Raw genomic sequence first — 16,563 nt, 5'->3', positions numbered from 1 at the left:
ACGCTAATCCCTGAACCAGACTGGGCTTGGATTATCGTTCCCGCATGTACAAGGAAATTATCGTGCATCTACTTCGAAATGCCCTTCTCGGTTTCGGCCTCAGCTTGGCTGCGCTGGGTATTACTCAGGCTGCAGAAAAACCCAATATCGTTGTGATCATGGTCGACGATATGGCGCCCATGGATGTCTCAGCCTATAACCGCGGCCTCGGCGCCGTTACCACCCCTAATATCGACCGCCTTGCCCAAGAAGGCATGATGGTCTCCGACTACTATGCGCAGCCTAGCTGCACCGCGGGTCGTGCTGCCTTCATCACGGGCCAGTACCCGATCCGGACCGGTTTGACCGCTGTTGGCCAACCTGGGGCCAAAGTCGGTATTCAGGACAGCGATATCACCCTGGCCCAATTGCTCAAGGCTCAGGGCTACAGCACCGGTATGTTTGGTAAGTCGCACATCGGCGACCGCAATGAGTACCTGCCTACGGTACACGGCTTTGACGAGTTCTTTGGCTTTCTCTATCACCTGAACGTGATGGAAATCGCCGAGATGACCAACTTCCCCAAAGACCCGAACTTCCCTGGTATTCCACGCAACATGATCCATGCAGTTGCGACCACCACTGACGACGCCACCGTCGACCCTCGTTGGGGCCGTGTCGGCAAGCAAAAAATCACCGATGAAGGCCCGCTGACCATCGAACGCATGAAAGGCGTCGATGACCAGTTCACTGATTTGTCGATTGACTGGATCAAAAAGCAGAAAGCCGCCGATAAGCCGTTTTTCCTCTGGTACAACCCGTCACGCATGCACCAGAAAATTCACGTCAGCGACGAGTGGCTGGGCAAAAGTGGGCACACCGAGTACACCGACGCGATCATGCAGCTCGACTCGCTGGTGGGCAAACTTCTGAAAACCCTTGATGACCAAGGCTTGGCCGATAACACCATTGTTCTGTTCACCTCCGACAATGGCGTGAACCTTTCACATTGGCCGGACTCTGGCGCGGCCTCGTTCCGTGGCGAGAAGGGCCTGACTTGGGATGGTGGTTTCCGCGTGCCAATGCTGGTTCGCTGGCCGGGCAAAATCAAGCCGAACACTTGGACCGGTGAGTTCATGACATCTGAAGACTGGGTGCCAACATTGATGGCCGCCGTTGGTCAGCCGGATGTTAAACAGCAGTTACTCACTGGCCTGGAAGTGAATGGCAAGCGCTTCAAGAACCACCTGGACGGTTACAACCAGCTCGACATGCTGACCAAGCCCGACGGCAAATCGAACCGCCACGAGTTCTTCTTTTTCGCTGAGACCAGCATGAACGCAGTGCGGGTCAACCAATGGAAAGTCCACACAGCGATCAAAGACAAGTGGATGGAAGCGGCCAAGCAGATTCCCGGTGGCCTGGTCATCGACATCAAGGTGGACCCGTACGAGCGCTCCCCTGAAACGGGCGATCACTTCCGCTGGCAGCAGCAACGCAGCTGGATTATTCCGATCATCGCCCCATACATGCAGGCTTTTGCCAAAAGCATGAAGGACTTCCCGCCGTCACAAAAAGGTGCGGGCGGTATCGGCATGGCCTCGATGTCGAACTGATACAGACGTCACCCCGCAAATCGCCCTTTTTATATCAGCCCAACCGGACGCCCTTCAGGCGTCCGCTCCTTTAGCGAGAGCCTGTTATGCACAAAAAATCATTATGGCTATCCTGTGCTGTAGCTACCGCCCTGCTCAGTGGCGGGCTTGTAAGCACTGCCGCCTACGCCCAAGTTCAGGCCGATGCACTGCTGAGCATGCCGACCAGCCAGGAAAATATCGTCGCCGGGCTTGAGGCCGACGCCTACGCCAATGGCATCAATGCGTACGTTTGGGGCTACCCGCTGGTCCGTATGGAGCGCGTAATGCGCGACTACAGCTCAGTGCCTGTGCCGCGCCCTGCCACCAGCTATCGTGCGCCCCTGAATCAACTGGGTTGGGCCCAATCGCTGGCCACGCCAGCTGCCAAAGATATGCCGACGGCCAACAATGACACCCTGTACCTGAGTTCGGTGGTGCAGTTGGATGAGCCTTATGTGCTGCATGTTCCAGATACGGCCGACCGTTATTACGTGGTTGACGTGTTCAATATGTGGCAAGAACTTGAGCATTATGTGGGACGCCGCACCACCGGCACTGCTGCGGACGATTACGTGTTGGTGCCGCCAGGCTGGCAAGGCACATTGCCTGAAGGTTTGAAGCGCCTGGATGTCAGCACTCACAAGGTCTGGCTATGGGGGCGTTTGCACGTCAAGGAGGGTGAGGATCTGGCTCCGCTGCATGCTTTGCAGAAGCAATTCACCTTGCGGCCACTGTCGCAGCGCGACAACCCTGACTATCAAGCCAAAGCCGAATCACTGCCTGCCTTACCGGCCGCCGGTGATGATGGGCTGGATTTTTTCCGCGAGCTGGCAGCGGCCATTAAGGACAACCCAGTTGTCCCCCGTGACGAGGCACTGTTTGCGCAATTTTCGCGCTTCGGTCTGACCGCTAAAGGCTTCGACCCAGCCCGGCTTTCACCCCCACAAAAGGCTGGTTTGCTCCGGGCTTTGGCCGATGGGCCTAAAGTCGCAGTGTCGGCATTGGCGACCGCAGCGGTGCAACGCAATGGGTGGGCCTGGGCTACAGGCCTTGATCATTTCGGCACCAATTACCCGTTGCGCGCGCTGGTCACCGGCCCTTACCTGGGCGGGCAAGGCGAGAAAGAGGCCATGTATCCATTGCGCTCAACTGACGCCAAAGGCCAGCAATTGAGTGGCGACAAGCGTTATGTTTTGCGCTTCAAAAGCGCCCCGCCGGTGGATGCGTTCTGGTCGCTGACGGTCTACAACGCCGTGGACAAGATGCTGGTCGAAAACCCAATCGAACGCTACAAGCTGGGTTCGGATACCCGTGATTTGAAGGTACGTGCCGATGGCTCGTTCGAAGTGCCATTGCAGGCGTCTAAACCTGATGGCGACTTTGCGACCAATTGGCTGCCAACCCCTAAAGGCCCCTTTTACATGATCCTCAGACTCTACCAGCCTAAAGGCGAAGTGTTAGAGGGCAACTATGAATTGCCACAGGTTGAAGTCCTTGAATAAGCTCGGTATGGCTAAATTAGCGAGTCTTACCCTGACAGCCGTGATAGTGGGCAGCCTTTGCGTCGCATTACCCGTCAATGCCAGCGAAACCACACTGCCACCAGGACCGGTGGCGGGCACTGTTATGCTACCCGGCTACGCCCAAGCTGTCGCTCAAATGGCCTACGCCTGGGGCTGGCCACTGGTCAATTTGCAAACCCGCCGCAAAATGTACGAGCAGGTTCCAGTTATCGGTCTGCTCGGGCCAACGCCCGTTGCCCCGCTGAATCATCTGGCGATGTTGTCTGACTACATCAGCCCGGATATCCGAATTGTTGCCCACCCCAACCAAGACGTGGTTTACGGCTTTGGCATGCTGGCCCTGGATAAGAGCCCGGTTGTGTTGCAAGTGCCTGACTTCGGCGACCGATTCTGGATGTATGAGCTGGCTGATCAACGCACCGACAGCTTCGCGCCTTTGGCGAAAATATACGATTCAAAACCAGGCTTCTATTTAATTGTCGGCCCAGACTGGCAAGGTGAAAAACCGGCCGGTATCCAAGCTGTCTTGCGTTCACCCACCAATACTGGCGTGGTTATTCCCCGGGTATTTATGGCTGACACTCCCGAGGATCGTGCTGCTATTCAGCCAATGCTCAACCAAATATCCATGTATCCGCTTTCAGCATTCAACGGCAAAATGCAGAAACTCGACTGGCAGAAACTGCCCAAGTTACCGCTGCCCAAAGCCACTGCGGACCAGCCACCGGGGGAAACCCGTTGGGTCACTCCCAAACACTTTTTCGCGCAGCTGAAACAGGTATTGGTTGAAGTTCCGCCACTACCGGGTGAAGAGGCCCTCTATGGCCAGTTTCGAGCGCTCATCGCCGCTGGCGAGGCCAATCCAGCTGTCGCCAAAGTATTGCAAGACACTGCCGCGCAAAGTGAAACGCAACTGGTTGATCCGTTGTTCTACCTGAGCAGCAATGCTGTGCGCATCGCCAATGGCTGGAACCGTCCGTTCAACAACGCAGCCTTTGGTACTGATTACCTCACGCGTCTGGCCATAGCCAAATCCAATATCTTTGAAAACGGCGTAAAGGAAACGGCCTATCTGTTTCGCGAAGAGGACGCTGATGGCAAGCGCTTGAGCGGCGAGCATAGCTACACCCTGACATTTGCGGATGGGCAAACGCCGCCAGTCTCAGGCTTTTGGTCATTGACCCTGTATGACCAGCATCACTTTTTCGCACCTAACGAGATCAAGCGATACTCGACCGGTACCAAGAACAAAGACTTGAAGTACAACCCCGACGGCTCGCTGACAATCTACATTCAGCACCAGCGCCCAGCGCCGGATAAAGTCAGCAACTGGCTGCCTGCACCGGACCAGCCGTTTGCCCTGACGATTCGCGCCTACGGCCCTTCTGAAGCATTGATCAAAGGCGATTGGGTTCCACCCGCGCTTCTGCCAAGCCCAGTGAACTGATTTACCCCCCCTACCCCCTCAGGCCGCAAAAGACTGAAACCATGAACATCAAAAAGCATTCGCAGACAGTACTCCGACCCTTGTTGGTACTGGCAATGACCGCTGGTGCGGGTCAGACCATGGCAGGCGGCATTCTGCTTTATGAGGTGGGTCAGGAAGGCGCAGGACTGGCGAATGCCGGTTCAGCAGCCTTGGCCAGCGACCCCAGTGTGTTGATGAGTAACCCCGCGGGTATCGCCGCGCTGCCGGGAACCCAGATCAGTCTGAACGGGCAGGCATTATTCGGCGACCTTGGTTTTCAACGTGACGCTGGCAATGACTATTCAGGGAACGAAGGCGGTAACCCGCTGCCGATTTTACCAGGCAGCAGTTTCTTTATCAGCCATAAGGTCAACGACCGCGCCAGCATCGGCTTTGGCTTGTATGGCAATTTCGGCTTGAGCGTCGATTATGACGATGATTGGGCCGGTCGGTACTTCACCCAAAAGTCGACATTGATCGGCATCTCGATGCAGCCGACGTTTGCCTACAAGATCAATGACGATCTATCGATCGGCTTTGGGCCCCGCTTGGTTTACGGCTACTACAACACGGAGATGGCGGTCGATAATAATGCACTGTTACCGATCAGCCCTTATAGCGAGGATGGACAACTGCGTTACAAGGACACCGCTACCGGGGTTGGGTTGAACCTCGGTTTGCGCTATCAACTGGATGCGCGCACGACAGTGGGTCTTGCCTATACCAGCAAGGTTGAGCTTGACTTCAAGGATTCGCCAGACGCCAAGGGCATTCAGAATCCGTTGCTCAATCAGGCACTTTCCGGGCTGGACGTCGACAATTTAGAAATCGACATGAACATTCCGCAAACATTGACCCTGAGTGTGGCTCATCAGCTAAACGAGCGTTGGACCCTGCTCGGCTCGGCTAACTGGCAGGACTGGAGTGATTTTGCCGATATCGGTGTGGCCGTTGACTCGTCTCTAGGCACAGTCTCGCGCTCGGCGGACCGCAAGTATCAAGATACCTGGCACCTGTCTTTTGGCGCGCAAAACCAACTCAGTCCAAAACTACGCTGGAACATGGGCGTGGCCTACGACAGCTCTGCAGTAAAAGACAAGGATCGCACCGTCGACAACCCGATGAACGAAACCTGGCGTCTTGCAACGGGGCTGCACTATGCACTTGATGATACTACCGATGTAAATGTCAGCTACACCCTGGTTTGGCTTGGTGATATGGACGTAGAGCAAAGCAAACGCTCCGGCCAGACACTGTCGGGGGAGTATCCCAACAGTGCCCTGCATATCATTGGCGCCGGCATGACTTGGCGCTTCTGATTCACCGTAACAAAGGACCACGCTCGACCCTCCATAGGAGTCGGGCAGACCGCTAGCAAAGGCAAGCGCACTCGATATGACCTACCTCACCCGTGCCTCATCGCTCCACGGCTTCAATGATTTTGCTCGCAGTCAGAAGCTCAACCCTGCTGAACTGTTGCGCGAAGCCGGTTTGCCACGCGACGTGTTGGAAGATCCCGATGCGCTCATCTCTTTCCACCGTTTCGCACTGCTACTCGAACTTGCCAGCAAGGCCAGCAACAATCCGTTATTTGGCCTGGAGTTCGGGCTGCATCAAGGCGTGGGTATTTTCGGTTCGCTGCTCTACCTGATTCGCAATGCCGACACGGTAGGTGATGCCTTGCGCGACCTTGGTCACTATTTTCATGTACACGACAACTATGGCGATGTGGTGGTGCAGCAGGTCGATGGGCATGCTTGGCTTCACTATGCCACCGAAGCAGAAACCATACCCGGCAGCCGGCACGTGAGTGAACTGGTGGTTGGCGTCGGACATCAACTGATGCGTACGCTACTCGGCCAGCGCTGGCAGCCTGTGGCGGTGATGTTTCAGCATGCCCCTGTGACAAACCCGGCACGTTACCGGCGTTTGCTCGGGTTGATCCCAAGGTTCAACAGTGCATTTGATGCCCTGATGTTCAATGCGCGCCTGCTGCAAGTACCACTGAGTAATGCGGATCCAGCTTTGCACCGGCTTATGCAGAAGCACCTTGGCCAAGGACGTCAGGCCCACGACAGCCAGTTGCCCAATCATATCCAACGATTACTGCGCACCTTTTTGCCAAATGGCCGGGTCACCGTGGAGTACATTGCCGACTTTATGCGCCTCAGTCCACGCTCACTACAACGCCATCTCGCTGAGCAGGGAACATCATTTCAGGCCCTGCTCGACGATACTCGGCAATCAATGACCCTGCGCTACCTTGAAGAGTCTGAGATGAGCCTGATGCAACTCACCGAGGTACTGGGTTACGCCAATCAAAGCGCATTTAGCAGGGCCTTTCAGCGCTGGTTCGGTATCAGTCCACGGGAATGGCTCAAGCAACAAGATGCTCAGGTAAAAACCTTTAACTAAAAGACCGCGCGACATACCACTGAGTACGCCGCAATGGCGACTGGCAGCATTTGGTAAATTTCTGGCGCGAAATGCGCGTTATCCATGCCGCTCACTATCCATCATCACCCTCAGCTTGTAAGACCTCGCGTCTGCGCTTTGTGCACAGTGCCTAAGGCCTTTATTCAGCCTCCAAAAATAAAAACCAGGAGGGCATTCTTATGACCCAGATCTGTAGCCGTACTTTTATTGCTCGCACCCTTCTCGCGCTAAGCCCCCTTGCATTGGCTGTTATGCAACAGGTTCATGCGGATGAATTTCAATGGGGGGAAGTCAATGGCAGAGCCAACGGTAGCATTAGTGTCGGCGCCATCTGGAGCGCTGAAAACCCTAACGGTAATTTTATCAACCAGAACAACGCCAACAGCATTGGCCGGGGTCATGCAGGGGAATTCAACCCCAACAGCGCGCGCAATGTCGATGACAGCCGACTGAACTTTGGCAAGGGTGACCTGGTGTCCTCACCCGTGACCATCCTCGGCGAAGTTGAATTCAAATGGCAAAACTACGGCGCGTTCATTCGCGGTAAAACCTGGTACGACTACACCCTGAATAACCACAACGTCGACTACGGCCACTCAGCCAATGGCTACCAAACCAACAGCACTCTGAATGACAGCCATTTCGACGACAAGGCCAAGTTCCAGGGTATCGAGTTGCTCGATGCATACGTGTTCGGCGACTTCGAGCTGGGTGACCATCCGCTCAATGCCCGTTTGGGCAACCAAGTGGTCAACTGGGGTGAAGGTCTGTTCTTTCAGAACGGCATCAACGCCATCAACCCGGTGGACATCGCCGCTCTGCGCCGGCCTGGCTCACAACTTAAAGAAGCATTGGTGCCGGTGCCGATGCTGTATGCCAACTTCGGTTTGACGGACAACCTGAGCCTGGAAACCTTCTACCAACTGCAATGGGAGTCCTCGACGCTCGAAGGGTGCGGAACCTATTTCTCCAGCAACGATTACATCTCCGATGGCTGTTTTGGCGTACCGCGTGCAGGCATTGATGACGCGTCGTCTTACGCGGCAGGCCAGTACATTAACCGTGGCCTCGATCAAGAGCCTGATGACAGCGGCCAGTTCGGATTCTCCCTGCGCTATTTCGCTGATGCCATCGACACCGAGTTCGGGGCCTATGCGATGAACATTCATTCGCGCACCCCGTATGCCAGTATCACAACCGACCTGTACGGCCCCACAGGCCCAGGCTGGCGCGACCCGAACCTGGCACCTGACAACGCAGAAAAAAACGCCTCGTACTATGCCGACTTCCCTGAAGACATTCGCATCTTTGGTTTGAGCTTCTCCACCAGCGTTCTGGGCACCTCAGTATTCGGTGAATACAGCTATCGTCCCAATCAGCCGGTGCAACTCGCGACTGGTGATCTGATTCCGGCCTTTGCTGGCAACCCGGGGTTGGTCGGCGCCGCCATTGGTCAGCCGCTGACCTTGGGCGAAGACGCGCTCAATGCCGTACCGGGTTCGACTTACAACGGCTATGACCGCTTGAAGATTTCGCAACTGTCCTTGGGTTTTATCAAGTCCTTCCCGCAGATACTCGGCGCCGACAGCCTGAACCTGATTGGCGAAGCCGCCATGAAGTACATGCACGACCTGCCTGATCAGTCGGAACGCCGCTATAACAAGTCGGAAATCTATGGCAGCGACCTGGCAGATGGCAGTGTCAATGGCTGTACCGGCGGTGTTCCGGTTGATAAGTACAAGAAGTATGGCTGCACTAAAGACGGTTTCACCAGCCAGTTCTCCTGGGGCTATCGCATGCGTGCCCAGTTGAACTACCCGGGTGCAATTGCCGGGGTCAACCTCTCCCCGTTCATGGCCTTCGGACAAGACGTCAAGGGTTGGTCCTATGACAGTAACTTCGTTGAAGACCGCCTGCTCGGCTCCGTTGGCCTACGCGCCGACTATCTGCAGGACTACTCAGCTGAAGTTTCCTGGTCGGGTTCCGGCAATACCCCTTTCGCATCCACTGACAAGGATTTCATTTCACTCAGCCTGCGCATGGGCTTCTAGTTCACGAGACATGACCATGACCCACAAAAACCTATTTTGTACTTCTCTTCTTAGCGTCTTAATCAGTGTAGCCAGTGCTCAGGCTATGGCCGCACTGGACGCGACTGAAATCGCACGCCTGGGCCAGGATCTGACCCCGGTTGGCGCGGAAAAGGCAGGCAATGCCAGCGGTACCATCCCGGCCTGGGATGGCGGTTTGCACTCCCCTCCGGCGGGTTACAAACCGAATGAAGACTACGTTGACCCTTACGCGTCTGAAAAACCGTTGTATACCGTCACCGCTGCCAACATGGACCAATACAAGGCCGAGCTGACCCCAGGCTATCAGGCCATGTTGCAGAAATACCCGACTTATAAGATGCAGGTATTCCCTAGCCATCGTACCGCCGCACTGCCGCAAAGCGAATACGACGAAATCCGCAAAGAAGCCGCCAGCGTTTCATTGGCAGGCAATGGCAACGGCATGCTCAATTACCAGAGCACCTCTGTTCCGTTCCCGATCCCGAAGACGGGTCTTGAGGCGGTTTACAACCACGTCGTGCGCTATCGTGCGGGTGGCTATCACTATTACCCAACTGAAATGGTGGTGCAGGCCAATGGTAAGTTCACACCGGTGCGCCGCGATGTGATCGCGGTCATGGCCTCGGCCATGGGCAACCCAGAACCAAACCGTCTCTACTATTACCTCGGAAAGGTTACCTCCCCGGAAAGTGTCGCCGGCAGCCAGAACCTTGTGCATGAGCCGATCGATCAAACCACCGAATCACGCTTGGCCTGGACCTACAACCCAGGCCAGCGTCGGGTACTGCGTGCACCAGAAATCTCCTACGACTCACCCGTAGCGACCTCTGAAGGGCTGCGCACCAATGACATGATCGACATGTTCAACGGTTCGCCGGATCGTTACGACTGGAAACTGGTCGGCAAAAAAGAAATGCTGGTGCCTTACAACACCTACAAACTGGCTTCACACTCGCTCAAGTACACCGACATCATCCAAGCCGATCACCTCAATCAAGATTTGATCCGCTATGAGCCGCACCGTGTATGGGTAGTCGAGGCCACGCTAAAACCGGGTCAACGCCATATCTACGCGAAGCGCGTGTTCTACATCGACGAAGACAGCTGGGCGATTCTGGCTGCTGATCTTTACGATGGTCGCGGTGAGCTGTGGCGTATGCAGGAGGCTCATAGCCTGCAACGTTACGACGTGCTCTCGTCGATCCACGTCAGTGACGTGTCCTATGACTTGCAGGCGCGTCGCTACATTGTCTCTGGCCTGGAAAACGAAGAAAAACGTGCCCAGTTTGGTATCAAAGCCAACCTCAAGGATTTCAGCACAGCCGCCTTGCGTCGCAGCGGACGCTAAACCTTCGCGTGACCGTAGCCGGGCGATCAGCTAACGCTGACCGCCCGTTTTTACATACTTTATAAAAAGGGTGCTGCATGACACTCAAACCTGCTTTCACCCTGCTGCTTTGTTTGGGCAGCCTTCCTGTCGCACAAGCTGCAACACTGCCAGACCGGCTTGAACGCCCGTCGCAAATAACAACACTGGCCGATCAGGCCCTGCTGACCGATATGCAGTCGGTGGGGGATCATCAGGTCATGGTCGGCGCCGCCGGGCATATTCTGCTGCGTGATTCCAGGGGGCAGTTGCAACAGGCAAAAGTGCCTGTGGACCTGCTATTGACCGCCCTGCACTTCGTTGATGACAAACTCGGTTGGGCCGTCGGCCATGATGGGGTCATTCTGCACACCCGGGACGGTGGTCTCACTTGGAACAAACAACTCGATGGTCGGTCCATCAACCCCTTATTACTCAAAGTCGCGCAAGAACAGGCCGATCATCTACAGCAAGCTGCCGACGCCGCGCCGGATGACGAAAAACTCGCGACTGATCTGGATAACGCCCTGTTCGCCTTGGACGATGCCCAGGCTGCCACGACATCCGGTCCCTCTCGCCCCCTGCTGGGCGTGTGGTTCAGCAATGCCCAACACGGCTGGGCTGTCGGCGCCTATGGCATTTTTCTCAGCACTGGCGATGGTGGCGAGTCATGGCAAGTCGTCAACAATCTGGATAACCCTGATCGCCTGCACCTTAACGCGGTGATCGGCCTGCGCGATGGAGCGCTGATAATCGCGGGTGAAGGGGGTCGCTTATATCGCTCCGTCGATAATGGCGCACATTGGGATCAAACCCAACAACCCACAGATGCCTCGCTCTACACCCTAACTCAGCTAAGAAACGGTGACGTACTTGCCGCCGGTTTCGGCGGTACCTTGCTTACCAGCAGCGACAGTGGCGTCAGTTGGTTACCCGTTGATCTCCCGCTAAAAGTCAGCCTGTATGGGATTAAACAGCTTGACGATGGTGGTGTGATCCTGGCTGGCCAGGGCGGCGTGTTGCTGCACAGCACCAATGGAAAAACCTTTCTGCCTTGGCGCGCACCAAGCAAAGCTGCTTTGTTGAATGTCAGTCAAACCCGCGCCGGACAACTGTTGCTAATCGGCGCTGCTGGTCTGCAAGTCTTGCCTTCAAGCCCCTTCAAGGAACCCGCGCTATGAACGCCCCTTTGCATCCGGGCAAGCCAAGCGCGCCTGTTAAAACCAGCACTATGCAACGCGTCATAGGCGTCATAGGCGTCATAGGCGTCATAGGCGTCACCGAAAACCTGTTATTCAGGCATCGTCAATCAAACCAGTGCCGGGCAGCTATTGCTGATCGGCGCTGCTGGTCTGCAAGTCTTGCCCTCAAGCCCCTTCAAGGAACCCGCGCTATGAACGTCCCTCTGCATCCGGGCAAGCCAAGCGCGCCTGTTAAAACCAGCACTATGCAACGCGTCGTAGGCGTCACCGAAAACCTGTTATTCAGGCATCGTGGTTGGGTCTTGGGATTTTTCGCAGTCGCAACAGCGATATTGGGTATCGCCGCCCTCTCATTGCGACCCGACGCCAGTTTCAGTCGGATGATTCCCAGCAGCCATCCATTTATTGCCAATTATCACACCTTTGAAGACGTACTGAGACCACAAAGCAATGTATTGCGCGTGCTGGTAGAGAACCCCAAAGGCGACATCGTCACCAAAGCGTTTCTCGAAACTCTGCGTGAGGTTAACGACAAGGTTTTCTATATACCGGGCGTCGACCGCAGTAATCTGAAGTCGTTGTGGACGCCGAATGCCTTGTGGTCTGAAGTCACCACCGAAGGTCTACGTGCAGGCCGGGTGATCCCTGATACCTATGACGGCAGCGCCGAATCCCTTGAGCAGGTGCGACGTAACATCCAGCGCGCCAACATGATTGGCAGCTATGTCGCCAATGACTTCCACTCGGCAATCATTCGGGTGCCATTGCTCGAACGCGATCCGGAAACCGGCAAACCATTGGATTACGGCGCCCTCACCCAAGCCTTGGAAAAGCAAGTGCGTGAGCATTTTGCGGCACAAGGCGTGACGGTGCGAGTGATCGGATTTGCGCAAATTATCGGTGACCTGCTGGCCGCAGCAACTGATATCGCTTTGTTCTTTGCCCTCACCGTCGGCTTGATCACCGTGCTGCTTTATGCCTACTGCCGCTGCTGGCGCAGTACCGCAGTGACCATAATGACCTGCTTACTGACAGTCGTATGCCAATTGGGCTTGCTCAGTCTGCTCGGCTATGGCCTCGATCCATATTCGATTCTGGTGCCCTTTTTGATTTTTGCCATTGGCGTCAGTCATGCAGTGCAAAACATCAACTTGATGATGAGCGAGATGAGCCAAGGCGTGACCCCCATCGATGCCTCGCGGCGCACCTTTCGTGCTTTGTTCATACCCGGCACCACAGCGTTATTGGCGGATGCTGTCGGCTTCATCACCTTGCTGGTGATTGATATTGGCGTTATTCAGCAGTTGGCGATTACCGCGAGCATCGGCGTGTTCGTGGCCATCTTCACCAAAATGTTCTTGTTGCCCGTATTGATGTCTTATGTCGGGGTGAGCCCACAGGGATTGCGCGAGCAACACAAACGCAGCCAATCATCCTGGCCGTTGTTTAGCCGGCTGGCCACTGTTGTTCAGCCACGTCGCGCAACGGCATTGGTGATGATCAGCCTGATCTTACTGGGTGTTGGTTACTACGCACGCCAAGACCTGAAAATTGGTGACCTGGACAAGGGCGCACCAGAGTTTCGTCCTGAGTCCCGGTACAATCAGGACAACGCCTACCTGCTCGACCACTACACCACCAGTACCGATGTCTATGTGGTGATGTTCAAGACCCCAGCCGAGCAATGCTCGCGGTATGCGGCGGCCGACCTGGCCAATCAGTTCGAATCGCACATGCGCGAAGTCCCGGGTGTCGAATCGGTACAATCGCTGTACCAGATGATGCGCTTTGGCATCCTCGCGCGTAACGAGGGCAACCCGAAGTGGGGTGAGTTTTCTCGCGACCAATATGTCATGAACAACGCGCGCGCCAACGTCGCATCAGAGTTTGTTGACCCCAACTGCAGCGTCGCGCCGATCAGCCTGTACTTGGCGGATCACAAAGCCGAAACCCTCACCCGAGTGGTCAATGCAGTCAATGCGTTCAACCAGCGCTACGACACCGGCGACTTCGAGATACTGCAGGCAGCCGGTAATGCGGGTATTGAAGCGGCCACTAACATGACCATTCAACACTCAGAAAAAACCATGTTGATTCTGGTGTTCGTGATTATCAGTTTAGTGGTGTTGTGGGAGTTTCGGTCGCTTAAAGTCACCTTCGCCCTGATGGCACCGTTGTACCTGTCGACGGTACTCTGCGAAGCGGTCATGGCAAAAATGGGCCTGGGTGTAAAAATCGCCACATTGCCGGTTATCGCCCTGGGTGTAGGTATTGGCGTGGACTACGGAATCTACCTGTACAGCCGCATCGAAGGCTTTCTGCATCAAGGCTTGAAATATCAGGCCGCATTCTTCGAAGCCTTGAAGACCACCGGTACTTCGGTGGCATTCACGGGAATCACACTGGCCTTGGGCGTGGCGACGTGGTCTTTCTCGGTGCTTAAGTTCCAGGCCGATATGGGGCTGCTTTTAGTGCTGCTGTTCCTCTGGAACATGGTCGGCGCTTTGCTATTGATGCCCGCCCTCGCCTCGCTGCTGATGTTTAACAAAAGCACACGCTGACAGACCTAGAACGCCCGACGCAGCACATCGGGCGTTCTAGGACAAGGCGATGAGACTAATCGCGCCCAATGTCAGGTGGAAATAGTCATCCGCTCGACTGTTATTTCACCTAACAGCACATGCAAAAAGGGCAGCCACTGGCTGCCCTTTTTGCTTTACGTCTGAGGGGATTAAGTTGTGATCTGCCCAGTTACGCGTAACCACTCTTCAGAACGGCGCAACCCCTCCGACAAAGACACCTTTGGTTCATATCCCAGCAGACGCTGTGCTTTGGCTATGGAAATATCACCCGTTCGGGCAAACATATACATGGTATCTGGCGTTATTTCGCTATCGATCTTCAACAGCTGGTTGAACTTCCAGATCAATCGGGTCAACGCTGCAGCTACAGACAACGGCATTGTGCGAGGCGCACCCGCACGTCCTGCCCAGCGCCAGTGATTGGCGAAGAATTCCTTGCAGGTTGTAGGGCTTGAGCTGCTGAGGTGAAAGATATGCCCGCGCGCCTGGTCGAGGCCCGCTGCCAGCATAATGCCGTCGAGCAGGTCATCGACATAGACCGGGGTGAAAATACCCTTGCCGCCATTGGGCAGCATCAACGCACCGGCCTTGGCCATTTTTAGAGGTTCAACCAACCATGCCCGGGAACCGGGGCCGTAAACATCACCAGGCCGCACAATGGTGCAGTCAATTTCGCCCGCTGCGTGGCTGGCCAGCACCACATGTTCGCTTGCACCTTTGGCCACGCCGTAACGATAGTGGTCACCGATGACCACATCACAGCTTTCATCGGCCAGTTCAGGGTATTGCCAGCCCAGGGCAGCAATTGAAGATATCTGCACGAAGCGTTTCGCTCCGCCAGCAATCGCGACATTCAGGCAATTGCGCACGCCCTGCACTGAAACTTCACGGTAGAGTTTCCACGGCGCAGCCAACGACACAACAGCAGCGGTATTGATGAACAGGTCGCAGCCTTTGGCATGCTCAGACCAGCGCTGCGGCTGGGTCAAATCACCGGCAACCACATCATTTTCCGGGTCGGCAAACAGATCCATCCCGCGAACTTGCGCGCCAAGCGCCTTGTAGCGTTTGAGCAGTGCCTTGCCAATAAAGCCATTTGCGCCGGTGATAAACACCGAGCGAGGCACTTCTGGGGTTTGTCCCCCTGCACCAACGGGCATTTTTGCATCCGTCATAAGAGATCCCTGCAACTTGCTCAAGGCAGTCGCTCAACGTACTATTTTTAGAATTAGGCGATCCTTGGATCGCAGGCCTAGCTTGATTGAACTGACGGGCGCAAATTATACATTCAGCGCCAACTTCCCATCAAAACGCGCCAGCCTGCTTAAACCTAAAGGCTGACGAACTTGCTGACTGCCCATCGAAGAGTCGGCGAGCAAGAGAATGGGCTGGCTTCAATCACAGGCAGCTGTCGGTGCACAGCCTGTAAAGGTTCGGCCTATCAATATGCATGCGCCATTTACGCAAGGGCCAGAAACCTATCAGTGTCTATGCTTGTCTTAATCTTGGTATCTATCGTAGCGCTGAGAGCTGCAAATCTTCCTGGGCACACCCTCTTGAATCACTCAAAACTGATTTTAACGCTGCTCTGCCTGACGCTAAGCACCCTAGCGCCGGCCGAGGAGTATGAGATCGTTACCGAAGAGTGGGCACCCTACAACTACCAGGAAAACAACAAGCTGACCGGGATGGCCACTGAAATAGTAAAGGCCATTATGGCAGTGACCGCTGATGACTTTAAGGTGGTGGTTTTGCCAAGTATGCGGACCACGCACGTGCTCAATACGCGGCCCAAGACAATCATGTACTCAATGTTCCGCACGGCGGAGCGCGAGTCGCTTTACAAGTGGGTTGGCCCTATCGCGCAAGAGTCCATTCATGCTTACCAATTGGCAAGCACACCGCGACCGGTGAGCTCTTTAGAGCAACTGTTGAGTGCACCGCAAATCACCACACGCCACGCGGGGTTGGTGCCCGAGGTATTGCAGGCGCAGGGTTTCAATAACCTCGATAAGAGCGCAGCTACCAGCCGGCAACTCTATAGAATGCTGCTGGCTGGACGCACTGAAATCATCGTTGGCGACACTGATGCGGGTGTGGCTTATTACAGCCGCCGCCTGAACATTGCCCCCGGCACGCTGCGCGAGGTTCCAGTCGAGCTGTATCGTGCATCGCTCTATATTGCTTTCAGCCTGGACACTGACGATAAGCTCGTAGCCGCTTGGGCCAGTGCTTTGGAACAGTTGCGCGCTACGGGCACCTTGGAACGTATTCAACGTCGCTACGAACAGCCCTAAG

11 protein-coding genes are annotated in these 16,563 nt (G+C 55.4%); 10 read left to right on the top strand and 1 reads right to left on the bottom strand.

The features are described from left to right. The first annotated feature begins 62 nt into the window (after positions 1 to 62). The 9 genes from AACY09_RS13310 (at position 63) to AACY09_RS13270 (ending at position 14,244) form a co-directional block, all read left to right on the top strand. The gene (locus AACY09_RS13310; protein WP_339488631.1) at positions 63 to 1,595 is read left to right on the top strand and encodes an arylsulfatase; all 1,533 of its coding nucleotides are present in this window, start codon (positions 63 to 65) and stop codon (positions 1,593 to 1,595) included. An 86-nt stretch (positions 1,596 to 1,681) separates the two neighbouring features. Continuing rightward, the gene (locus AACY09_RS13305; RefSeq protein ID WP_339488630.1) at positions 1,682 to 3,118 is read left to right on the top strand and encodes a DUF1254 domain-containing protein; all 1,437 of its coding nucleotides are present in this window, start codon (positions 1,682 to 1,684) and stop codon (positions 3,116 to 3,118) included. Positions 3,119 to 3,125: 7 nt separating this feature from the next. Further along, the gene (locus AACY09_RS13300) at positions 3,126 to 4,586 is read left to right on the top strand and encodes a DUF1254 domain-containing protein (RefSeq protein WP_339488628.1); all 1,461 of its coding nucleotides are present in this window, start codon (positions 3,126 to 3,128) and stop codon (positions 4,584 to 4,586) included. 95 nt (positions 4,587 to 4,681) lie between these two features. Continuing rightward, positions 4,682 to 5,926 (top strand): OmpP1/FadL family transporter, encoded by a 1,245-nt coding sequence (locus AACY09_RS13295; protein ID WP_445323849.1) that lies wholly within the window; start codon positions 4,682 to 4,684, stop codon positions 5,924 to 5,926. Between the two features lie 76 nt (positions 5,927 to 6,002). Continuing rightward, positions 6,003 to 7,022 carry an AraC family transcriptional regulator gene (locus tag AACY09_RS13290; RefSeq protein WP_339488625.1) on the top strand — a complete coding sequence of 340 codons (1,020 nt, stop codon included), beginning with the start codon at positions 6,003 to 6,005 and terminating at the stop codon, positions 7,020 to 7,022. Between the two features lie 200 nt (positions 7,023 to 7,222). Continuing rightward, the gene (locus tag AACY09_RS13285) at positions 7,223 to 9,094 is read left to right on the top strand and encodes a DUF1302 domain-containing protein (RefSeq protein ID WP_339488624.1); all 1,872 of its coding nucleotides are present in this window, start codon (positions 7,223 to 7,225) and stop codon (positions 9,092 to 9,094) included. An 85-nt stretch (positions 9,095 to 9,179) separates the two neighbouring features. Continuing rightward, positions 9,180 to 10,463, top strand: coding sequence for a DUF1329 domain-containing protein (locus tag AACY09_RS13280; RefSeq protein WP_445323842.1), 1,284 nt, complete (start codon positions 9,180 to 9,182; stop codon positions 10,461 to 10,463). Between the two features lie 77 nt (positions 10,464 to 10,540). Continuing rightward, positions 10,541 to 11,662, top strand: coding sequence for a WD40/YVTN/BNR-like repeat-containing protein (locus tag AACY09_RS13275; RefSeq protein ID WP_339488622.1), 1,122 nt, complete (start codon positions 10,541 to 10,543; stop codon positions 11,660 to 11,662). 212 nt (positions 11,663 to 11,874) lie between these two features. Then, positions 11,875 to 14,244 (top strand): efflux RND transporter permease subunit, encoded by a 2,370-nt coding sequence (locus AACY09_RS13270; RefSeq protein WP_339488620.1) that lies wholly within the window; start codon positions 11,875 to 11,877, stop codon positions 14,242 to 14,244. A gap of 170 nt (positions 14,245 to 14,414) precedes the next feature. On the opposite strand, the gene AACY09_RS13265 is transcribed toward AACY09_RS13270, so the two are convergent. Then, positions 14,415 to 15,440, bottom strand: a complete 1,026-nt coding sequence (locus AACY09_RS13265; RefSeq protein WP_339488618.1) for an NAD-dependent epimerase/dehydratase family protein — start codon at positions 15,438 to 15,440, stop codon at positions 14,415 to 14,417. A gap of 381 nt (positions 15,441 to 15,821) precedes the next feature. Here AACY09_RS13265 and AACY09_RS13260 point away from each other — a divergent pair, with 381 nt between their 5' ends. Next, complete coding sequence (locus AACY09_RS13260) at positions 15,822 to 16,562, top strand: substrate-binding periplasmic protein (RefSeq protein ID WP_339488616.1); 741 nt, start codon at positions 15,822 to 15,824, stop codon at positions 16,560 to 16,562. Position 16,563 lies beyond the last annotated feature (1 nt).

This window comes from Pseudomonas sp. EL_65y_Pfl2_R95 (assembly GCF_963971045.1).
Lineage (GTDB): Bacteria > Pseudomonadota > Gammaproteobacteria > Pseudomonadales > Pseudomonadaceae > Aquipseudomonas.
This window is presented reverse-complemented; position numbering and strand designations above follow the sequence as displayed.

Excerpts from the sequence above, each read along its gene's own strand:
- AACY09_RS13300 (WP_339488628.1), top strand. The coding sequence starts at position 3,126 with ATGGCTAAATTAGCGAGTCTTACCCTGACAGCCGTGATAGTGGGCAGC.
- AACY09_RS13290 (WP_339488625.1), top strand. The coding sequence starts at position 6,003 with ATGACCTACCTCACCCGTGCCTCATCGCTCCACGGCTTCAATGATTTT.
- AACY09_RS13295 (WP_445323849.1), top strand. The coding sequence starts at position 4,682 with ATGACCGCTGGTGCGGGTCAGACCATGGCAGGCGGCATTCTGCTTTAT.
- AACY09_RS13280 (WP_445323842.1), top strand. The coding sequence starts at position 9,180 with ATGGCCGCACTGGACGCGACTGAAATCGCACGCCTGGGCCAGGATCTG.
- AACY09_RS13270 (WP_339488620.1), top strand. The coding sequence starts at position 11,875 with ATGAACGTCCCTCTGCATCCGGGCAAGCCAAGCGCGCCTGTTAAAACC.
- AACY09_RS13275 (WP_339488622.1), top strand. The coding sequence starts at position 10,541 with ATGACACTCAAACCTGCTTTCACCCTGCTGCTTTGTTTGGGCAGCCTT.
- AACY09_RS13305 (WP_339488630.1), top strand. The coding sequence starts at position 1,682 with ATGCACAAAAAATCATTATGGCTATCCTGTGCTGTAGCTACCGCCCTG.
- AACY09_RS13285 (WP_339488624.1), top strand. The coding sequence starts at position 7,223 with ATGACCCAGATCTGTAGCCGTACTTTTATTGCTCGCACCCTTCTCGCG.
- AACY09_RS13265 (WP_339488618.1), bottom strand. The coding sequence starts at position 15,440 with ATGACGGATGCAAAAATGCCCGTTGGTGCAGGGGGACAAACCCCAGAA.